Source organism: Candidatus Puniceispirillum marinum IMCC1322 (genome assembly GCF_000024465.1).
Taxonomy (GTDB): Bacteria; Pseudomonadota; Alphaproteobacteria; order Puniceispirillales; family Puniceispirillaceae; genus Puniceispirillum; species Puniceispirillum marinum.
Map to the genome: position 1 here is coordinate 2,588,092 of NC_014010.1, position 19,224 is coordinate 2,607,315.

A 19,224-nucleotide genomic window follows, 5' to 3' on the forward strand; every position below is an offset into this window, starting at 1 on the left:
ATTATGGCGGGCTAGGCCACTGGCCAAACATATGGCTAGGTCAATTCGAGGGTTAACACATGATGTGAAGGGGAGAATGGTGCTGGCGGAGAGACTCGAACTCCCAACCGCCCGATTACAAATCGGGTGCTCTACCAATTGAGCCACGCCAGCACGTAACGGTCTTTTACCAGAGTTTTTGCTGGGGTCAACTATTTGCGATACCAAAGTTAAAACAATTTATCCTAATGTGCTGTTTTAGCCATTATGAGCCGTATAAATCGTGCCAGCTCCTGCACCAGCATATCTTGGCCACCTTCGGCGATATACATATGGATTCCATAGTTGGGCAAAGGCGGCAGTCCGGCGTCGGCGGGGATGATTTCCCAGTTCGGATTATGCGTACCTTCCAGCACGGCCGTAATCGCCAGATCGGCGCTGACAAAGGCCATAATATTCTGATAATCATTACTGTTGATAGGAATGTCCCAGGTGATATCATGCTGATCAAGCGTGGCTATGGCTTCGCTCCGAAAAATACAGCTTGGCTGATAGGCCAGTTGAACAGGCCGCTTTTTCCATACCTCGCCACCTACGGCGCCATACCAGCGCAAGGGCGTGCGCTGTAACAGTTCAGTATTAGCATCAGTCTTTGTTTCGGTGGTTAGGATAATATCCGCTTGGCCGTGCGCCAGATTTTCCTTCAGAGCAAGCGACGGTTCACAGGTCAGCTTGACATTTACCCGTGGAAAATCGGTTGCAAAATGATGCAATACTTCGGGGATATGCGGATATATAATGTCTGGTGGTACGCCCAAATTAATATCACCCTCATAGGCATCATGCGTAAGTCGCCCCCAGGCCTCGTCATTCAATGCTAGCATCCGGCGGCCATAGCCAAGTAACTGTTCGCCTTGCGCTGTCAAACTGATGCCCCGCCCAGATCGTTCAATCAGGTCAGTATCCAGCAGATTTTCCAGCCTTTTGAGCTGCATCGATACGGCTGACTGCGTGACATGCAGTTTGCCTGCCGCGCGTGTGACGCCGCCTGTATCGGCCACGGTCACAAAAGAGCGAAGCGCTGTCATATCCAGATTCCGGTACATATCACATCTCCTTATGTCTGTGCTCACAATCATTCATTTCACAAATTAGGCGGCATTAACCAAAATCATCAAAGAAAATGATGAAAATGTCTCATCACATAACGAAATGGAAAGGATCAAGAAATGTTATATATTTACAATATGTTAAAAAAGCAGATCATTGCCGCCTTTCGGGGATTGTTGCAAAGCGTCAGGTCTTTATGGGCACGCTATCGTCATGCGAAGGCACTTTACCAATCACGTTCTCATTTGGTGGCGCTTGATGATCGCGAGCTTGATGATATTGGTATTTCACGCGCCGATAGAGACGCCGAATGCGCCCGCCCCATTGGTCAGGACAAAGCGCCATGGATAGAGTCTTCACACTTATCTGACTCGCCCTTTCGTCGTTCGGCGATTGACAGGCCCGCACCAGCGCATATTCGTGGGCGACCGGCCTCGCACATTCGTTCTTTTTACAACGAGCGCGGGCGATGCCCGACGGCGCGCTAGACCAGCTTTGGTATCAGCCTTTAGCCGCATATAGGGCGATCGCCGCGGCGATTGACACGTTCAAGCTGTCTGCATCGGGTGCGATATCGATGCGGACAAGATGATCGCAATGTTCGCGGCTTAGCCGACGCAAGCCTGGGCCTTCGGCGCCCAGCATGATGGCCAGACGCGGGAAATCGGCCAGCGCCCCAACATCCATCGTGCCATCACCAGCCAATCCGGCAACGGTGATATCATGATCCTGCAGGCTTTCGACCGCCCGCGCCAGATTGACCACCCGAATGATCGGAATATGTTCAAGCGCGCCTGTTGCTGTCCGGGCAAGCGCGCCATTTTCTTCGGGGGCATGACGTTGTGTGGTGATGATCGCGTCACACCCAAAGGCACGCGCCGAACGCAAAATAGCCCCTACATTACGGGGGTCGGAAATCTGATCGAGCATGATGATACGCACAGGCTTATCGGCAATGTCTGCGATGAAATCGTCCAGATGCGGGGCGTCCAACGGCCAGACTGCCGCCGCCATACCCTGATGCACCACCTTTTCGCTATCATGCCCGCCAATACCATCAAGCCGCCGCCGTTCAATCGGGCGGGCGTCGGGAAGTTCGGCCTGCCTGTCCATGGCTAGGGTTTGCCACATTTCATCAAAGCTGTCGCGGCTGTCATCGGTAACATATAGCGCGGCGATCCGGCGGTCCGGATTGACCAGTGCCGCGGCAACGGCATGCCGCCCCCACAGAAAATAGCCACCTTGAGGAGGTTTTGGTGCAGCTTTGATCTGTGAATCGTCATTTTGCCTTGCTGGTGCCCCCCGACGCGGTGCCCCCCGGCGCGGTGCATTTGACGCGCTTCGGCCTGATGCGTCTGCTGCACGTTTTACAGGGTCAAAAAGTGGGTTTTTGCCCTGGCTTTTGACCTTGGGTCGCTTTTTACTGCTTTTTGCGCTCATTATATGACTTCTTTGTTGACAAATTGGCTCGTACTTTTTACTTCGCAATACCTTCACTTTTTCGCAAGTCTAAAGGTGCAGGTTTTTAAGGCAATCCGGTGGGGTGGCCGAGTGGTTAAAGGCAGCAGACTGTAAATCTGCCCGCGTAGCGTACGTAGGTTCGAATCCTACCCCCACCACCATTGTTATGGCATCAATTTGCCAGTATATACAGTTTTTCCCGTCAGCTAGCTGATAAATAATCCATCGGACCTTTGAATGCCTGCGGCACGGTCCACCACATGTAGAGAAAAGGGCGAGCCCATGTCTAAGGAAAAGTTTGATCGTTCCAAGCCACATTGTAACATCGGAACGATTGGTCACGTTGACCATGGTAAGACGACATTGACAGCAGCGATCACCAAGGTGATGGCGGAAGCTGGCGGCGCAGAGTTTCAGGATTACGACCAGATTGACAAGGCGCCTGAAGAGCGTGCGCGTGGTATCACCATTTCGACAGCGCATGTTGAATATGAGACAGAGCAGCGTCATTACGCGCATGTTGATTGCCCGGGTCACGCCGATTATGTGAAGAACATGATCACTGGTGCGGCGCAGATGGATGGTGCGATTTTGGTTGTATCAGCGGCTGATGGCCCGATGCCACAGACCCGCGAGCACATTTTGCTGGCGCGTCAGGTTGGTGTGCCGGCTTTGTGCGTATTCATGAACAAGGTTGATCAGGTTGACGATGAAGAGTTGCTTGAGCTTGTTGAGATGGAAATCCGCGAATTGCTGTCATCATACGAATTTCCAGGCGACGATATTCCGATTGTCAAAGGTTCGGCATTGACCGCACTTGAGGGTGGTGATGATACGATTGGTTCTGGTGCGATCAAGGAATTGATGGCGGCGGTTGATGCGTATATTCCCCAGCCAGAGCGTCCGAAGGATCAGCCATTCCTGATGCCGATTGAGGATGTGTTCTCGATTTCGGGTCGTGGTACGGTTGTGACCGGACGTATTGAGCGCGGCATTGTGAATGTTGGCGAAGAGATCGAGATTGTTGGTCTGAAAGACACACAAAAGACGACCTGTACGGGTGTTGAGATGTTCCGCAAGCTGCTTGATCAGGGTGAAGCTGGCGATAATGTTGGTGTGTTGCTTCGTGGTACCAAGCGTGAGGAAGTTGAGCGTGGTCAGGTTCTTTGTGCGCCTGGTTCAATCTCACCACATACCGAGTTCAAGGCCGAGGCTTATATCCTGACCAAGGATGAGGGTGGTCGTCATACGCCGTTCTTCTCTAACTATCGTCCACAGTTCTATTTCCGGACGACGGATGTGACTGGTTCGGTTGAACTGCCATCAGGCACCGAAATGGTGATGCCAGGTGATAATATTGCGATGACCGTGACCTTGATCGCGCCGATTGCGATGGATGAAGGCTTGCGCTTTGCGATCCGCGAAGGTGGCCGCACCGTGGGTGCTGGTGTCGTCGCAACAGTGGTAAAATAAATCGAATATCCAGCCTGATTGATGTTACAATCATGCTGATGACAAGTTTAGGAGTGTAGCTCAATTGGTAGAGCACCGGTCTCCAAAACCGGGGGCTGTGGGTTCGAGTCCCTCCGCTCCTGCCATCTTCACCGATGGTCTTATGAAAACCCCCGGCTTTTATAGCTGGGGGTTTTTTCATGGGTTCTGTTTGTTCAGCTGCAAATGTATTTTGGGTAAAGCTTAATGGTTATAGACTTCTTTGGTGAGCTTGACGAAATCAATGGCAAGACCAATGGCAACCACGCAACAGCAAAAATATCAAAGCTTTAAAGCCCTTCATGAAAATGAAAATGCCTTTGTCATGCCTAATCCCTGGGATGCGGGTTCGGCCATCATTCTTGAACAAACCGGATTCAATGCACTGGCAACGACAAGTGCGGGTTATGCCTTTGGTGCCGGTCAGCGTGATTCATCTGGTGTTGTCACGCGCGCTGATATTCTGGCCAATGCAGGTGCGGTTGTTCAGGCTACATCCCTACCTGTTTCGGCTGATTTGGAAGATGGATTTGGCCTTGCCCCGGATATCTGTCATGAAACCATTTCTTTGGCGATACAGGTGGGGCTTGTTGGCGGTTCGATCGAAGATGCCAGCAGTGATGCAGACACGCCGATTTTGCCGCTGGATATAGCGGTCGAACGAATCAAGGCCGCAGCATCGGCAGCACATGGACAGCCCTTTATGCTCACGGCGCGCGCTGAAAATTATTTGTGGGACAAGCCTGATTTAGCTGACACAATCCGGCGGTTACAGGCGTTTGATCAAGCTGGTGCAGATGTGCTTTATGCGCCGGGTCTAGATAATCTCGACGATATTCGCACGCTTTGTGCCGCGGTCGATAAGCCAGTCAATGTCGTGATGGGGTTGCAGAACGCCCTGTTTAGCGTTGCGCAATTGGCTGAAGTCGGCGTCAAACGGATCAGCGTGGGTGGCTCATTTGCCCGGGCTGCCTATGGCGCATTGATTCGGGCGGCAACCGAGGTCATTGAGCACGGCACCTTCACCTATGCGCGTGATGCGATACCGGATCATGACATTAACCAGATGATGTCCGCTGAAAAACGCGCCAGCCGAACCTAATCTTCAATAGGGTATATGGAGGACAAAAATGCCTAAGATTAAAATATGGGGGCGGTCATCATCATCGAATGTACAGGCGGCTTTGTGGTGTCTTGCCGAATTAGAACTGGATTTTGACCGCATTGATGCGGGTTTGATGTATGGGGTGGTTGATACATTAGACTATGCGCGCATGAACCCGAACAAAACCATTCCGACATTGGTTGATGGCGATCAGCAACCGTTGTTTGAAACTGGCGCGATACTGCGTTATCTGGGTGGGCGTTATGGTGATGACCGTTTCTGGCCAGAGGATATTAGTGCACGGGCACAGATTGATAAATGGGCTGAATGGGCAAAGATCAATACTGTTGATAAATTTACGTGGCCAATTTTCTGGAAAGTTGTGCGGACGGCACCATCGAAACGTGATCCCGTGCTAATTGCTGAAAATCTTGAAATTTTAAACCGCTATTTGGCGATTGCCGATGAACGGTTGGCGCATCATGCCTTTCTGGCAGGCGCGGATTTCACCCTTGCCGATATCCAGTTCGGTCATGTCCTATATCGCTATTTTGATATTGAACTGGATCGCCACGATTTCGCACATATCCGCCGCTATTACGATGATATGGTAAAGCGTCCAGCCTTTGAACGTTGTGTCATGGTATCGTATGACGAATTGGCGGTTTCCGACTGATATTGCCAATGGGCGCAGGTTTTTGGAGTTGTCGTCTCATGTTTTTTTTGAGGTGACAATGCGTTCGCGCCGGAACATATAGATGCCGGTGGTAACGATGATTGCCATGCCGATAAGCGTCAGATTATCCGGCCATTCGTCAAATACCATATAACCCAGAATGATTGCCCAGATCAGCGCTGAGTAGCGGAATGGTGAGACAAAGCTGATATCGCCAACCCGCATGGTCATGACGCTGAACAGATAGGCCACAACAATCACGCATGCTGTCGCCACCAGAACCACCCAACTTGTTAATGATGGGGGCACCCAGCCTGATGCCGGCATCATGACCGCGCCAAGACCAGTAATTGCGATTGCGGTAATCAGTGTGACAAACAAAGATGGCATCTCGCGCGACAGACGGCGGGTGACAATATCGCGCACAGTTACACAGACTACCGCCGCCAGTCCCCATAATGAATACAGGCTGAAACCCTCTGTCCCGGGGCGTATGATAATCAGAACCCCGATGAAGCCGATAATGATCGCGCTCCAGCGTCGCCAGCCTACAGGCTCGCCTAGGAACAGCGCCGCCACCATTGTCACGCTCATAGGCAGGGTCTGTAAGATCGCAATGGTATTAGCCAGTGGCATATTCGCCAGTGCTGTTAGAAAGCAGATTGTTGCTGCTACTTCGGCGCCAGCGCGGATCAGAACGATACTCATGTCATGGCGAGTTGCGCGGACGAAAAGTTGCGCGCGTCGATGCGCCATATAGGTGATTACGGGTAAACACAGCAATCCACGTAACAACACGGCCTGAAATAACGGAATGTCACCGAACAGGAATTTCATCATCGTGTCATTGGCCGTAAAGCAGAGTACGCTAAACGCCATCAGTGCTGCACCGCGGGTATTGTCTGAGACAGGCATATGTTTCATATCCAGTGGCTGTCATGCTGGATCGCACCGCCCTCAATTCCACCTATGCCGATCACGGACAATGGTCAAGCATATTACGTCTTGGGGTGAATTAACGTTATCCGGTTGTTCCTGTCATGGCGGTGAAAATTGTTGCGACATATATGCTTAAATCCCATATCAAGGGTTGCTTTGCTGGTGATGTTTTGGTAATAGGCTCCATCCACGGTGGCATTCTTTGACTTTCATAGTTGTAGCGGGATTACCCGGCACAGGCACATAGGCCTTGGTCGGGGGGCTTGGGCTGAGAGTTTTAACTAGGAAAGACAATGCAAATGTATGCTGCTATTGTGAAAATTGAACTTGAAGTGGCAGCTATTGATGGCTAAGGTATCGCCCGCACAGTTTGTTAGGCAGGTACGTCAGGAAATCAGTCGTATTTCTTGGGCGTCTCGGCGTGAAACAGGTACAGCTACGCTAACTGTGTTTATTATGGTAACCATTGCCGCAATTTTCTTTTTGCTGGTGGATATGGTGCTTTCTAATGTTGTCCAGTTTGTTCTAGGTCTTGGTAGCTAGGAACGAAGTGGTTTTTTGACGTTTTGCCTGTGGCAAGACAAATGGGATTTATTGATGGCCAAACGCTGGTACGTTGTTCATGTGTTCTCAGGATCTGAGAAAAAGGTCGCTCAGGCAATTACCGAGCAGGCCGTGACGCATGGGCTAGAAGATCAGATCGATGAAGTGATGGTTCCTACCGAAGAAGTAGTTGAGATGCGTCGTGGTGTGCGCGTCCAGTCCGAACGTAAATTCTTCCCCGGTTACATCCTTGTAAAATTGGAACTCAGCGATGAGGCGTGGCAGCTTGTCACCAGCCAGCCGCGGGTCACAGGTTTCTTGGGCGGCAAAGGTAAGCCTATTCCGATTACCAATAGTGAGGCTGAACGCCTGATCAAGCAGATGAGCGAAGGCGTAGAACGTCCCCGTTCAACAATCACATTCGATATTGGCGAGCAGGTACGCGTATCTGATGGCCCGTTTGCCTCCTTTAACGGATATGTCGAAGAAGCTGATGATGATAAGGCAAGGTTGAAAGTTACAGTGTCCATCTTTGGGCGCTCAACCCCAGTCGAACTGGAATATAGTCAGGTAGAAAAAGTTTAAACAGGTGCGGTTAACGCAATAACGAAGGCATCATTTAACATGATGTCTCGTAAGTCAGGGAAAGATAGTTATGGCAAAGAAGATTGACGGATATATCAAGCTGAATATTCCAGCTGGAGCGGCTAACCCGTCACCACCAGTAGGTCCAGCACTGGGCCAGCGCGGTGTAAATATCATGGAATTTTGTAAGGCGTTCAACGCGGCAACTGATTCACTGGAAAAGAATATGCCTATTCCGGTTGTTATCACCGTGTATCAGGACAAATCCTTTACCTTTGCCACCAAAACAGCACCGGTCAGCTTTTTCCTGAAAAAAGCGGCAGGCTTGCCAAAAGGTGGTCAGGAGCCTGGCCGTACTGTTGCGGGCAAAGTGACAATGGCGCAGGTGCGCGAAATTGCTGATCAGAAGATGGGCGATATGAATGCGATTGATATTGAAGGTGCCATGCAGATGGTGATGGGTTCTGCCCGCGCCATGGGCCTTGAAGTCGTGGAGGGCTGAACCAATGGCTAAACAGACAAAGAACTTACGTGCTGCTTATGAAGCGGTTGACCGGAACAAAGCCTATGCGCTGGCTGAGGCTGTCGAGCTGGTAAAGTCAAACGCCAAGGCGAAATTTGACGAAACCATCGAAATTGCCATGAATTTGGGTGTTGATCCCCGTCACGCTGACCAGATGGTTCGTGGTGTTGTGGCGATGCCTAATGGCACGGGTAAAACTATGCGGGTTGCGGTTTTTGCTAAAGATGCTAAAGCTGATGAGGCGAAAGCCGCCGGTGCTGACCTTGTTGGTGCTGATGATCTGGCTGAAGCTATCCAGAATGGCGAGTCTGCTTTTGATCGTGTGATTGCAACGCCTGACATGATGGGTGTTGTTGGTCGTCTTGGTAAGGTACTTGGCCCACGTGGCCTGATGCCTAACCCTAAGCTGGGCACGGTGACAGCTGATGTAGCCGAGGCTGTTAAAGCCGCTAAGGCTGGTGAAGTTCAATATCGCGCCGAAAAGGCTGGTGTTGTGCATGCCGGTGTTGCCAAAGCAAGTTTTGGTGCCAAACAGATCGAAGAAAATGCCAATGCCTTTATCGAAGCTGTCCGCAAGGCGCGGCCCAGTGGTGCAAAAGGTACTTATATCAAAAAGATCACGATCAGCTCAACAATGAGCGCCGGGGTGTTTGTCGAAGACAACGCCTAGACGAATTTGAATTCTTCATCGGCGCGGAAACGTGTTGATGATGATTAGGGGTGGTGCTTGCACGACCCCGCACCTGTCCAAGACTGCAGGGGCACCGATCCAGCCATCAGGCTGACACGTGCTTAATAACCTGCAATAGACGGGGAGCAAAAGCGGAAATTCCGCTTGAACTTCTTATGGGCAGGCCAGCGGACCGGAGGACTATTTCCGGTCTTGTTTTGCAACCGGGATGGCATGCCCAACAGGGTATAAGATCCTAAACGAAGAGTGGAGATTATCGGTGAATAGAACAGAAAAAGCCGAATTGATCGAAACCCTGCAAGCAACCTTTAATGCCTCAACAACAATTGTTGTGACGCATCAGGTTGGTTTGACCGTTGCAGAGAGTGGCGAACTGCGTCTGAAGATGCGGGAAGCCGGTGCTGGCTTTAAGGTAACCAAAAACCGGATTGCCAAGCTAGCGCTTAAAGACACGCGCTACGAAGATTTGGACAGCCTGTTTACCGGACCAACAGCGATTGGTACGTCGCAAGACCCGGTGGCAGCAGCCAAAACCCTCGTAGAATTTGCCAAGACGAATACAAAATTGACCATCATCGGCGGTAGCATTGACGGGAAAGTTCTCGACAAGTCTGGCGTTGAAGCGTTGGCCAAATTGCCTTCACTTGACGAATTGCGCGGCAAGCTTGTTGGGCTTTTACAAGCCCCAGCAGGAAAACTTGCACGTGTGGCTCAGGCTCCGGCCGGAAAGCTCGCACGCGTCATCAAAGCACGCGAAGACCAATTGCAGAGTTCATAATTTAAACCTAGAAGTTCAAGCTTAATGGAGTATACAAATGGCTGATATAGCAAAAATCGCAGAAGACCTATCCAACCTCACAGTTCTCGAAGCTGCTGAGTTGGCAACTATGCTGGAAGAGAAGTGGGGCGTTTCTGCTGCCGCTGCTCCTATGGCAATGGCAATGCCAGCTGGCGGCGGTGACGCTGGCGGCGCGGCTGAGGCAAAAACCGAATTTGACGTTGTTCTGACTGCCGCTGGTGCATCAAAGATCAATGTTATTAAAGAAGTTCGCGCGATCACAGGTCTTGGCCTGAAAGAAGCAAAAGACCTCGTCGAAGCTGCACCTAAGGCTGTTAAAGAAGGTGTGTCTGAAGACGAAGCAAACGAAATTAAAGGCAAGCTTGAAGAAGCTGGTGCCTCTGTCGAAGTTAAGTAACTTTGACGGAACAGCTTGGATTTAAAAGCTGTTGAAAATTGCTTGCACCGGGTGGCGTTTCGCTATCCGGTGCAAGGTCGTTAAAAACCTGAAAGCTGAAACATTTTCGCTGGAGGGACTAAACCACGCTTCCAACTTGGTTTTTTGAGTTGGGAAGCCGAGATTTTGATGAGGGATCACTAAATGGCATCGCATGTAAGTACCTTGGATAGTCGAAAGCGGGTTCGCCGTACGTTTGGGCAGTTGGAAGAAATCACCCCAATGCCAAACCTGATTGATGTTCAGCGGTCAAGTTATGATACTTTTTTGCAGATGGATGTTCCGGTCCCTGATCGTATTGATCACGGGTTGCAGGAAACCTTTAAATCAGTGTTCCCGATTGGGGATTTTGCTGGTCGTTCGATACTTGAATTTGTGTCTTATGATCTTGAAAAACCAAAATATGATGTCGAAGAATGTCAACAGCGTGGGCTGACCTTTGCCTCGCCGCTGAAAGTGACCTTGCGACTGGTGGTCTGGGAAGAAGACGAAGACACAGGCGCGCGTTCAATCCGCGATATTAAGGAACAGGACGTCTATATGGGCGATCTGCCGCTGATGACATCTAACGGTACCTTTATTGTGAATGGCACCGAGCGTGTGATCGTTTCACAGATGCACCGTTCGCCTGGCGTGTTCTTTGACCATGACCGTGGCAAAACACATGCTTCGGGCAAATTGCTATTTGCTGCCCGCGTTATTCCTTATCGTGGGTCATGGCTGGATTTTGAATTTGATGCCAAAGATATTCTGAATGTGCGGATTGACCGCAAGCGCAAACTGCCATCTACCACCTTCATGATGGCTTTGCCCGATGCTGACTCATTGGCCTATATGGATGCCTGCGCCGAATCTGGCGAAGACGTTGACCCAACGCGCATTGTTGGCATGAGCCGTGAAGAAATTCTTGGCTATTTCTACAATGCGGTTGACTATAAGCGTGATGGTGATGGCTGGCGTTACGCGCTCAACCCTGAGGCACTAAAAGGTAGCCAACTGATACGCGATCTTGTTGATGCCGACACCAAAAAGGTTGTTGCCAAAGCAGGCACAAAAATGACACCGCGCGCGCTGAAAAAGCTGGTCGAAGATGGCGTTAAAGACGTTCTGGTGCCTGATACAGATGTTCTGGGCCGGTTCATTGCTGAAGACATCATCAATATGTCAACTGGCGAAGTCTATGCCGAAGCGGGTGAAGAAATCACCGAAGAGCTGATGGCACGCTTTGTGGAAAACGGCAATGATGATATCAGCATCTTGTTCATCGATAATGTCAATTACGGTCCGCATCTGCGCAACACGCTTGCCGCTGACCGGAATACCTGCCGTGAAGAGGCGCTGGTTGATATTTATCGTGTTATGCGTCCGGGCGAGCCGCCAACATTGGAAAGCTCGCATGCTTTGTTCCAGAGCCTGTTTTTCACATCCGAGCGTTATGATCTGTCATCGGTTGGCCGGGTGAAGATGAATTCACGCCTTGAACTCGATACAGATGATTCTGTTCGTATCTTGCGCAAGCAGGACGTGATGGCGATCCTGAAAGTGCTGACAGGTCTGAAAGATGGTCGTGGCGATATTGACGATATTGACCATCTTGGTAACCGCCGGGTGCGTTCGGTTGGTGAATTGATGGAAAATCAGTACCGTGTGGGTCTGTTGCGGATGGAACGTGCCATTCGCGAACGCATGGGCGCTGTTGAAATCGACACTGTTATGCCTGCCGATCTGATTAACGCCAAGCCGGCCGCTGCCGCTGTACGTGAATTTTTTGGATCATCGCAGCTGTCTCAATTTATGGATCAGACTAACCCCTTGTCTGAAATCACCCATAAACGCCGTGTATCGGCGCTTGGGCCGGGCGGTCTGACCCGTGAACGTGCGGGCTTTGAAGTGCGCGACGTACATCCAACGCATTATGGCCGGATTTGCCCGATTGAAACGCCTGAAGGCCCGAATATTGGTCTGATTAACTCGCTGGCAACCTACGCCCAGATTAATCGTTACGGCTTTATTGAAACACCCTATCGCAAAGTTGTTGAGGGCAAGGTCACTGACGAAGTGCGTTATATCTCGGCGATGGAAGAAGGTCGCTACACAATTGCACAGGCGAATGCCGAACTTGATGCCAAGGGTGTATTTGTTGGTGAATTGATTCCGGTGCGTCGGGCTGGCGAAATCGGCCTTGCGCGTCCAACTGATATCGAACTGATGGACGTATCGCCAAAACAGCTAGTTTCGGTTGCTGCGGCGCTGATCCCGTTCCTCGAAAATGACGATGCGAACCGTGCCTTGATGGGGTCGAACATGCAACGTCAGGCTGTGCCTCTGGTGAAAGCCGAAGCCCCGATCGTGGGTACTGGAATGGAAGCCCGCGTTGCGCGTGACTCGGGTGTGACCATTGTTGCCAAACGTGCTGGTGTGATCGATCAGGTCGATGCGACACGTATTGTTGTTCGTGCCAGCGAAGAAACCGCCGAAGATGTATCACCTGTTGATATATACAGCCTGCTGAAATTCCAGCGTTCGAACCAGAACACCACGGTCAACCAGCGTCCGCTTGTCAAAGTGGGTGATACGGTTCGTCGGGGTGATATCATCGCTGATGGCCCATCAACCGAAGACGGTGAATTGGCGCTTGGCCGGAACGTGCTTGTCGCCTTCATGCCGTGGAATGGGTACAACTTTGAAGATTCAATCCTGATTTCTGAGCGTATCGTCCGTGACGACGTATTCACCTCGATACATATCGAAGAATATGAAGTGATGGCACGTGATACAAAGCTTGGTCAGGAAGAGATCACCCGTGACATTCCTAATGTCGGTGAAGAAGCACTGAAGAATCTTGACGAGGCTGGCATTGTATATGTCGGTGCCGAAGTCGGACCTAGTGATATTCTGGTTGGCAAGGTGACACCAAAAGGTGAATCACCAATGACACCGGAAGAAAAACTGCTCCGTGCCATTTTTGGTGAAAAGGCGTCCGACGTTCGTGATACCTCGCTGAAACTGCCACCTGGCGGTTCAGGCACGGTTGTCGAAGTGCGTGTGTTCTCTCGTCGTGGTGTTGAAAAAGACGAACGTGCGCTGGCCATTGACCGCGCTGAAATCGATCGTCTTGGCAAGGACCGTGATGACGAACGTAGCATTCTTGAGCGTGGTTTCTACGGCCGTATGACTGAACTCTTTGCTGGTCAGACAGTGGCTTCAGGTCCAAAAGGCGTGAAAGCAGGCACCAAAATCGATGATGCGTTGCTTGATGAACTGCCAAAATCACAATGGCAGCAGATCGCTGTTAAAGATGACAATGTGCAAAAGCTGATCGAAGCGCAGATTGCCAACTTTGAAAGTGCTGTTGCGGCTTTGCAGGCACGTTTCAATGATAAGGTTGACAAGCTTCAAGGTGGCGATGAATTGCTACCTGGCGTGATGAAGATGGTAAAGGTCTTTGTTGCCGTGAAGCGCAAGCTTCAGCCTGGTGACAAAATGGCTGGCCGTCATGGTAACAAGGGTGTGATCTCACGGATCGTACCGGCTGAAGATATGCCGTATCTCGAAGATGGTACGCCGGTCGATATCGTGTTGAACCCGCTTGGTGTGCCGTCACGAATGAATGTTGGTCAGATTTTGGAAACCCATCTTGGCTGGGCGGCGCGTGGTCTTGGTAAACAGGTTGGTGCGGCAGCTGAAGCGGCGCGTGCTAATGCAGATACCTCAAAGCTTCGCGATACCTTGTCAGGTATGTATTCTGCTGAACAATATGAGAATGAGCTGGCCGTGATGGATGATGATCAGATCATTGAACAGGCCGAAATTCTTGGTCGTGGTGTGCCTATGGGAACGCCGGTATTTGATGGTGCGCGTGAAGCCGATGTCTTGGCTCTGCTGAAAAAGGCTGGGCTTAGCGAAACAGGTCAGGAATGGCTCACCGATGGACGTACAGGCGAGGTTTTCGACCGGGCGGTTACCGTTGGCTATATCTATATGCTGAAATTGCATCACCTTGTTGATGACAAGATTCACGCTCGTTCGATTGGTCCTTACTCGCTGGTTACACAGCAGCCACTTGGTGGTAAGGCACAGTTTGGTGGACAGCGCTTTGGTGAGATGGAGGTCTGGGCACTTGAAGCTTATGGTGCGGCCTACACCTTGCAGGAAATGCTCACCGTCAAGTCGGATGACGTTTCAGGCCGGACAAAGGTTTACGAGGCTATTGTTCGCGGTGATGACGACTTTGAATCTGGCATTCCGGAATCCTTCAATGTTTTGGTCAAAGAGCTTCGCTCACTTGGTTTGAATGTTGATTTGCATGAGGCAGAATACTAGGCCGTTTAGGCTGGTGCCCCCACCGCGATGTCGGTGGGTGGCAGGTACTTATTTGAAACCAACTTATGTTGGAAAGGTAGATAGATGAACGATTTGATGAATCCTTTCGGGCAAACGCAAGGCCCGCAGAGCTTTGACAAAATCAGAATTTCCATCGCATCACCCGAGCGTATTCGGTCTTGGTCATTCGGTGAGATTAAAAAGCCTGAAACGATAAACTATCGTACGTTTAAGCCAGAAAAAGACGGTCTTTTCTGTGCCCGTATTTTTGGTCCTGTTCGTGATTACGAATGTCTTTGCGGTAAATATAAGCGGATGAAGTATCGCGGTATTATCTGCGAAAAATGTGGTGTTGAAGTTACCCTTTCCAAAGTACGCCGTGAGCGTATGGGGCATATTGAACTAGCTGCGCCTGTCGCGCATATCTGGTTTCTGAAATCGCTTCCAAGCCGTATCGGTCTGCTTGTCGATATGACATTAAAGGATCTGGAACGCGTTCTGTATTTTGAAAACTTTGTCGTGATTGAGCCTGGTATGACGTCGCTGGTCAAAGGCCAGCTTCTGTCAGAAGAAGAATATTACGATGCGCAGGACGAATTTGGTGATGATGCCTTTGAAGCCAGTATCGGTGCCGAAGCAATCAAAAAAGTTCTTGTCGATCTTGACCTTGATCAGGAACGCGTAAAAATCCGCGAAGAGCTTATTGCGACGGGTTCAGAAGCCAAGCGCAAAAAGCTGGTAAAGCGTTTAAAACTTGTTGATGCGTTCAAAGAGTCTGGATGTCGTCCTGAATGGATGATCCTTGACGTTGTGCCTGTGATTCCACCTGAATTGCGCCCACTGGTGCCGTTGGATGGGGGGCGCTTTGCAACCTCTGACCTTAACGATCTCTATCGCCGGGTTATCAACCGTAACAACCGTCTAAAGCGTCTGATCGAGCTGCGCGCACCGGACATTATTGTCCGTAACGAAAAGCGTATGTTGCAGGAATCAGTTGACGCGCTGTTTGACAATGGCCGTCGTGGCCGTGTTATCAGCGGTGTCAATAAGCGCCCCTTGAAATCACTGTCAGATATGCTGAAAGGTAAGCAAGGTCGTTTTCGTCAGAACCTGCTTGGTAAGCGCGTCGATTATTCTGGCCGTTCGGTTATCGTTGTTGGGCCTGAGCTGAAACTGCATCAATGTGGTTTGCCAAAGAAGATGGCGCTGGAACTATTCAAGCCGTTTATCTATTCAAAGCTAGAGCTATACGCGATGGCGAGTACGGTCAAAATGGCCAAACGCATGGTGGAAAAAGAACGCCCCGAAGTCTGGGATATTCTTGAAGAGGTGATCCGCGAGCATCCGGTGATGTTGAACCGGGCACCGACCCTGCACCGTCTTGGTATTCAGGCGTTTGAGCCGGTTTTGATTGAAGGCAAGGCCATTCAACTGCATCCATTGGTATGTACCGCCTTTAACGCTGACTTTGATGGCGACCAGATGGCGGTGCATGTGCCTTTGTCACTTGAAGCCCAGCTTGAAGCCCGTGTTCTGATGATGTCGACAAACAACATCCTCAGCCCGGCCAATGGCAAGCCGATCATTGTGCCGTCACAGGATATCATCCTTGGTCTTTATTATATGTCGATGATTCGTGATGGTGAAAAGGGCGAAGGCATGGCGTTCTCGAACGTCAAAGAAATCCTGCTCGCCCTTGGCAATGGCTCGGTGAGTCTGCATGCCAAGGTAAAGGCGCGTGTCCCGACCCGTGATGCCAATGGCGAGCGTGTGTTGGCGGTTGTTGAAACCACCCCGGGACGTGCCCAGTTGGCTGATTTGCTGCCTGACAACCCGTCTTGTTCGTTCGAGCTGGTTAACAAGCTGATGACCAAGAAAGAAGTCAGTAACGTGATCGATCACGTCTATCGCCATTGTGGTCAGAAAGACACGGTGATTTTCTGTGACCGTTTGATGAGTCTTGGTTTTGGTCAGGCATGTGATGCTGGTATTTCGTTTGGTATCGCCGATCTGACAACGCCTGATCTGAAGGAAAAATACGTCAATGAAGCTGAAGACGAGGTAAAGACCTTTGAACAGCAATATCTCGATGGTCTGATCACGCAAGGTGAGAAATATAACAAGGTGGTCGATGTATGGTCACGCTGTTCGGATCTTGTTGCTGATGAGATGATGAAAGGTATTTCAACCGAAAAAGATGGCGAGCCAATCAATTCGGTCTGGATGATGGCGCATTCAGGTGCGCGTGGTTCGGCCGCCCAGATCAAACAGCTTGCTGGCATGCGCGGCCTTATGGCCAAGCCGTCAGGCGAGATCATTGAAACCCCGATCATTTCATCCTTTAAAGAAGGTCTGAATGTTCTGGAATATTTCAACTCGACGCATGGTGCCCGTAAAGGTCTGGCTGACACCGCTTTGAAAACCGCGAATTCGGGTTATCTGACGCGGCGTCTTGTTGACGTGGCTCAGGACTGCATCATTCGCGAAGTCGATTGTGGCACGTCAAAAGGTTTGACGATTCGTCCGGTCTTGAATGGTAGTGAAATTGTTGATTCGCTCTATGAAAGGATTTTGGGACGGGTGCTGGCTGAAGATCTGGTTGATGTCAAAACCAGCGAAGTGATTTTGCCTTTGGGTGAAATGGTCACCGAAGAGCATTTTGACAAGATCGACTCATCTGGCGCTGATCAGGCTTTGATCCGTTCGGCATTGCTATGTGAAGCCGAAACCGGCATCTGTGCAAATTGTTATGGCCGTGATCTGGCGCGTGGCACCGATGTGAATATGGGTGAAGCTGTCGGTGTTATCGCCGCCCAGTCAATTGGCGAGCCAGGCACCCAGCTGACCATGCGTACCTTCCACGTTGGTGGTGCGGCACAGCGGGATGCCCAGCAGTCAAATATCGAAGCGACAATCGGTGGTACCGTAAAGCTTGAAGATGCAACATTGGTTACAGACAAGAATGGCATTCCTATTGTCATGAGCCGGAATACCGAATTGCTTATTCTTGATGAAAAGGGACGCGAACGTCTTCGTCACCGTCTGCCATATGGTGGTAAACTGTTGGTTAGTGAAGGCGAAGAGATCGCGGCTGGCAAAATACTGATCGAATGGGATCCATATACGATGCCAATCATCACAGAAATGAACGGTACTGCGCATTATGTCGATTTGACTGATGGCATATCCGTTCGTGAAGTGACTGACGATACAACAGGTATCTCAAGCCGCGAAGTGGTGGACTGGAAAGCGGCCGCGGGCGGTGCAAACCTGCGTCCACGCATTACCTTGCGCGATGAAAAGGGCGAAGTGTTGACATTGACCAATGGTCTTGAGGCACGCTACTTCCTGTCAGCGGGTTCAATTCTGTCGATTGAAAATGGTGCCGAGGTACAGGCTGGTGACGTGCTGGCGCGTATTCCACGTGAATCATCAAAGACGCGTGACATTACCGGTGGTCTGCCCCGTGTTGCCGAACTCTTTGAAGCACGTAAGCCAAAGGACTTTGCTGTTATTGCCGAGGCTGATGGCCGTGTTGAATTTGGTAATGACTACAAGGCAAAGCGTCGTATCCGTGTGGTGCCGTTGGATGGTGATTTGGAAGCGGTTGAATATCTATTGCCAAAAGGCCGCCCACTGGCTGTCAACGAAGGTGACGTCGTGCGCAAGGGTGACTTGTTGCTTGATGGAAGCCCGGTGCCGCATGACATTCTGAGCATTCTGGGTGTCGAGGAACTGGCTGCCTATCTGGTCAAGGAAATTCAGGACGTTTATCGTCTGCAGGGTGTGAAGATCAATGATAAGCATATTGAAGTCATTGTGCGCCAGATGTTGCAGAAGGTCGAAGTCGAAGATGCTGGTGACAGTACATTCCTTGTTGGTGAACAGGTTGATCGTGAGGAGTTTGCGCAGGCCAATACAGCTCTGGAAGCTGAAGGGTTGCGGATTGCCACAGCGCATCCGGTTTTGCTTGGTATTACCAAGGCGTCTTTGCAGACAAAATCCTTTATCTCTGCAGCCTCATTCCAGGAAACAACCCGCGTTCTAACCGAAGCGGCTGTTAGCGGTCGTGAGGATACGCTGGATGGTTTGAAAGAGAATGTCATTGTCGGTCGGTTGATTCCGGCAGGAACCGGTTCGGTCATGAATCGGCTTCGTCGGATTGCTTCCGAACGCGATAAAGGCATCTTGGCACAGCGCGCCGCCGCTGCACCAGCACTCGAAAGCAATGAATTTGCCACCGAATCGGAAGAAACAGTGGTTGAAAGTGACGCATAATTAGTATGAATGTGCCAATTTTACGTTATTTGAAAAAAAATGGGGATAACGGACGGGTTTGCGTAAAAAGCGCTTGACCCATCCACCCTCAAAAACATAGTATCCGCCAACCTTTTAGACCTTGGTGGTGGTTCACTCTGCTGAATGCAGTAGTCGTACCAGACGCAGGGCCTGTATATTAGGTGACGAAAATTCCTCCGTTAGCGGAGATTAAACCGAGGGTTTTGCTCTGATTATCAGGGGAAATTCCCTCTGTTGCACGTTTTGTGCGTATTTGGTCGAGAC

General features: G+C 50.6%; 15 protein-coding genes and 3 tRNA genes. 14 read left to right on the top strand and 4 right to left on the bottom strand.

What is annotated here, in order from left to right; translation table 11 throughout:
• Window positions 1–77: 77 nt before the first annotated feature.
• Window positions 78–153: transfer RNA gene (locus SAR116_RS12130), tRNA-Thr, on the bottom strand.
• A gap of 71 nt (window positions 154–224) precedes the next feature.
• Window positions 225–1,085, bottom strand: coding sequence for a LysR family transcriptional regulator (locus tag SAR116_RS12135; RefSeq protein ID WP_013047242.1), 861 nt, complete (start codon window positions 1,083–1,085; stop codon window positions 225–227).
• A 123-nt stretch (window positions 1,086–1,208) separates the two neighbouring features.
• On the opposite strand from SAR116_RS12135, the gene SAR116_RS12140 reads away from it, so the two are divergent.
• Window positions 1,209–1,577 (top strand): DUF1127 domain-containing protein, encoded by a 369-nt coding sequence (locus SAR116_RS12140; RefSeq protein WP_013047243.1) that lies wholly within the window; start codon window positions 1,209–1,211, stop codon window positions 1,575–1,577.
• A gap of 13 nt (window positions 1,578–1,590) precedes the next feature.
• On the opposite strand, the gene rlmB is transcribed toward SAR116_RS12140, so the two are convergent.
• Entirely contained in the window at window positions 1,591–2,529 is a 939-nt protein-coding gene (gene rlmB / locus SAR116_RS12145; RefSeq protein WP_013047244.1) for a 23S rRNA (guanosine(2251)-2'-O)-methyltransferase RlmB, read from the bottom strand.
• Between the two features lie 97 nt (window positions 2,530–2,626).
• On the opposite strand from rlmB, the gene SAR116_RS12150 reads away from it, so the two are divergent.
• The 5 genes from SAR116_RS12150 to SAR116_RS12170 all read left to right on the top strand — a co-directional run bounded on the left by SAR116_RS12150 (window position 2,627) and on the right by SAR116_RS12170 (window position 5,822).
• Window positions 2,627–2,711: transfer RNA gene (locus SAR116_RS12150), tRNA-Tyr, on the top strand.
• A gap of 121 nt (window positions 2,712–2,832) precedes the next feature.
• On the top strand, window positions 2,833–4,023 hold the full coding sequence (gene tuf / locus SAR116_RS12155) for an elongation factor Tu (protein ID WP_013047245.1): 1,191 nt from the start codon (window positions 2,833–2,835) through the stop codon (window positions 4,021–4,023).
• Between the two features lie 49 nt (window positions 4,024–4,072).
• A tRNA-Trp gene (locus SAR116_RS12160) sits at window positions 4,073–4,148 on the top strand.
• Window positions 4,149–4,297: 149 nt separating this feature from the next.
• On the top strand, window positions 4,298–5,143 hold the full coding sequence (locus SAR116_RS12165; RefSeq protein ID WP_041860949.1) for an isocitrate lyase/PEP mutase family protein: 846 nt from the start codon (window positions 4,298–4,300) through the stop codon (window positions 5,141–5,143).
• A 28-nt stretch (window positions 5,144–5,171) separates the two neighbouring features.
• Complete coding sequence (locus SAR116_RS12170; RefSeq protein WP_013047247.1) at window positions 5,172–5,822, top strand: glutathione S-transferase family protein; 651 nt, start codon at window positions 5,172–5,174, stop codon at window positions 5,820–5,822.
• Between the two features lie 36 nt (window positions 5,823–5,858).
• Here SAR116_RS12170 and SAR116_RS12175 read toward each other — a convergent pair whose 3' ends face one another.
• Complete coding sequence (locus tag SAR116_RS12175; RefSeq protein ID WP_041861510.1) at window positions 5,859–6,737, bottom strand: DMT family transporter; 879 nt, start codon at window positions 6,735–6,737, stop codon at window positions 5,859–5,861.
• Window positions 6,738–7,106: 369 nt separating this feature from the next.
• On the opposite strand from SAR116_RS12175, the gene secE reads away from it, so the two are divergent.
• From secE to rpoC, 8 genes are all read left to right on the top strand, one after another.
• Complete coding sequence (gene secE / locus SAR116_RS12180) at window positions 7,107–7,304, top strand: preprotein translocase subunit SecE (protein ID WP_041860950.1); 198 nt, start codon at window positions 7,107–7,109, stop codon at window positions 7,302–7,304.
• A 54-nt stretch (window positions 7,305–7,358) separates the two neighbouring features.
• Window positions 7,359–7,889, top strand: a complete 531-nt coding sequence (gene nusG, locus SAR116_RS12185) for a transcription termination/antitermination protein NusG (protein WP_013047249.1) — start codon at window positions 7,359–7,361, stop codon at window positions 7,887–7,889.
• A gap of 70 nt (window positions 7,890–7,959) precedes the next feature.
• Complete coding sequence (gene rplK, locus SAR116_RS12190; RefSeq protein ID WP_013047250.1) at window positions 7,960–8,391, top strand: 50S ribosomal protein L11; 432 nt, start codon at window positions 7,960–7,962, stop codon at window positions 8,389–8,391.
• A gap of 4 nt (window positions 8,392–8,395) precedes the next feature.
• Entirely contained in the window at window positions 8,396–9,082 is a 687-nt protein-coding gene (rplA, locus tag SAR116_RS12195; RefSeq protein ID WP_013047251.1) for a 50S ribosomal protein L1, read from the top strand.
• Between the two features lie 280 nt (window positions 9,083–9,362).
• Window positions 9,363–9,881, top strand: coding sequence for a 50S ribosomal protein L10 (gene rplJ / locus SAR116_RS12200; RefSeq protein ID WP_041860951.1), 519 nt, complete (start codon window positions 9,363–9,365; stop codon window positions 9,879–9,881).
• 37 nt (window positions 9,882–9,918) lie between these two features.
• Complete coding sequence (gene rplL, locus SAR116_RS12205; RefSeq protein ID WP_013047253.1) at window positions 9,919–10,299, top strand: 50S ribosomal protein L7/L12; 381 nt, start codon at window positions 9,919–9,921, stop codon at window positions 10,297–10,299.
• A 183-nt stretch (window positions 10,300–10,482) separates the two neighbouring features.
• On the top strand, window positions 10,483–14,661 hold the full coding sequence (gene rpoB, locus SAR116_RS12210) for a DNA-directed RNA polymerase subunit beta (RefSeq protein WP_013047254.1): 4,179 nt from the start codon (window positions 10,483–10,485) through the stop codon (window positions 14,659–14,661).
• A gap of 84 nt (window positions 14,662–14,745) precedes the next feature.
• Window positions 14,746–18,939, top strand: coding sequence for a DNA-directed RNA polymerase subunit beta' (rpoC, locus tag SAR116_RS12215; protein ID WP_013047255.1), 4,194 nt, complete (start codon window positions 14,746–14,748; stop codon window positions 18,937–18,939).
• The last annotated feature ends 285 nt before the right edge of the window (window positions 18,940–19,224 follow it).

What these genes read in the sequence shown, in the direction of transcription:
- SAR116_RS12175 (WP_041861510.1), bottom strand. Translation starts at nt 6,737, where the DNA reads ATGCCTGTCTCAGACAATACCCGCGGTGCAGCACTGATGGCGTTTAGC.
- SAR116_RS12140 (WP_013047243.1), top strand. Translation starts at nt 1,209, where the DNA reads ATGTTATATATTTACAATATGTTAAAAAAGCAGATCATTGCCGCCTTT.
- SAR116_RS12135 (WP_013047242.1), bottom strand. Translation starts at nt 1,085, where the DNA reads ATGTACCGGAATCTGGATATGACAGCGCTTCGCTCTTTTGTGACCGTG.
- secE (WP_041860950.1), top strand. Translation starts at nt 7,107, where the DNA reads ATGGCTAAGGTATCGCCCGCACAGTTTGTTAGGCAGGTACGTCAGGAA.
- rlmB (WP_013047244.1), bottom strand. Translation starts at nt 2,529, where the DNA reads ATGAGCGCAAAAAGCAGTAAAAAGCGACCCAAGGTCAAAAGCCAGGGC.
- tuf (WP_013047245.1), top strand. Translation starts at nt 2,833, where the DNA reads ATGTCTAAGGAAAAGTTTGATCGTTCCAAGCCACATTGTAACATCGGA.
- SAR116_RS12170 (WP_013047247.1), top strand. Translation starts at nt 5,172, where the DNA reads ATGCCTAAGATTAAAATATGGGGGCGGTCATCATCATCGAATGTACAG.
- SAR116_RS12165 (WP_041860949.1), top strand. Translation starts at nt 4,298, where the DNA reads ATGGCAACCACGCAACAGCAAAAATATCAAAGCTTTAAAGCCCTTCAT.
- nusG (WP_013047249.1), top strand. Translation starts at nt 7,359, where the DNA reads ATGGCCAAACGCTGGTACGTTGTTCATGTGTTCTCAGGATCTGAGAAA.
- rplL (WP_013047253.1), top strand. Translation starts at nt 9,919, where the DNA reads ATGGCTGATATAGCAAAAATCGCAGAAGACCTATCCAACCTCACAGTT.
- rpoB (WP_013047254.1), top strand. Translation starts at nt 10,483, where the DNA reads ATGGCATCGCATGTAAGTACCTTGGATAGTCGAAAGCGGGTTCGCCGT.
- rplA (WP_013047251.1), top strand. Translation starts at nt 8,396, where the DNA reads ATGGCTAAACAGACAAAGAACTTACGTGCTGCTTATGAAGCGGTTGAC.
- rplK (WP_013047250.1), top strand. Translation starts at nt 7,960, where the DNA reads ATGGCAAAGAAGATTGACGGATATATCAAGCTGAATATTCCAGCTGGA.
- rpoC (WP_013047255.1), top strand. Translation starts at nt 14,746, where the DNA reads ATGAACGATTTGATGAATCCTTTCGGGCAAACGCAAGGCCCGCAGAGC.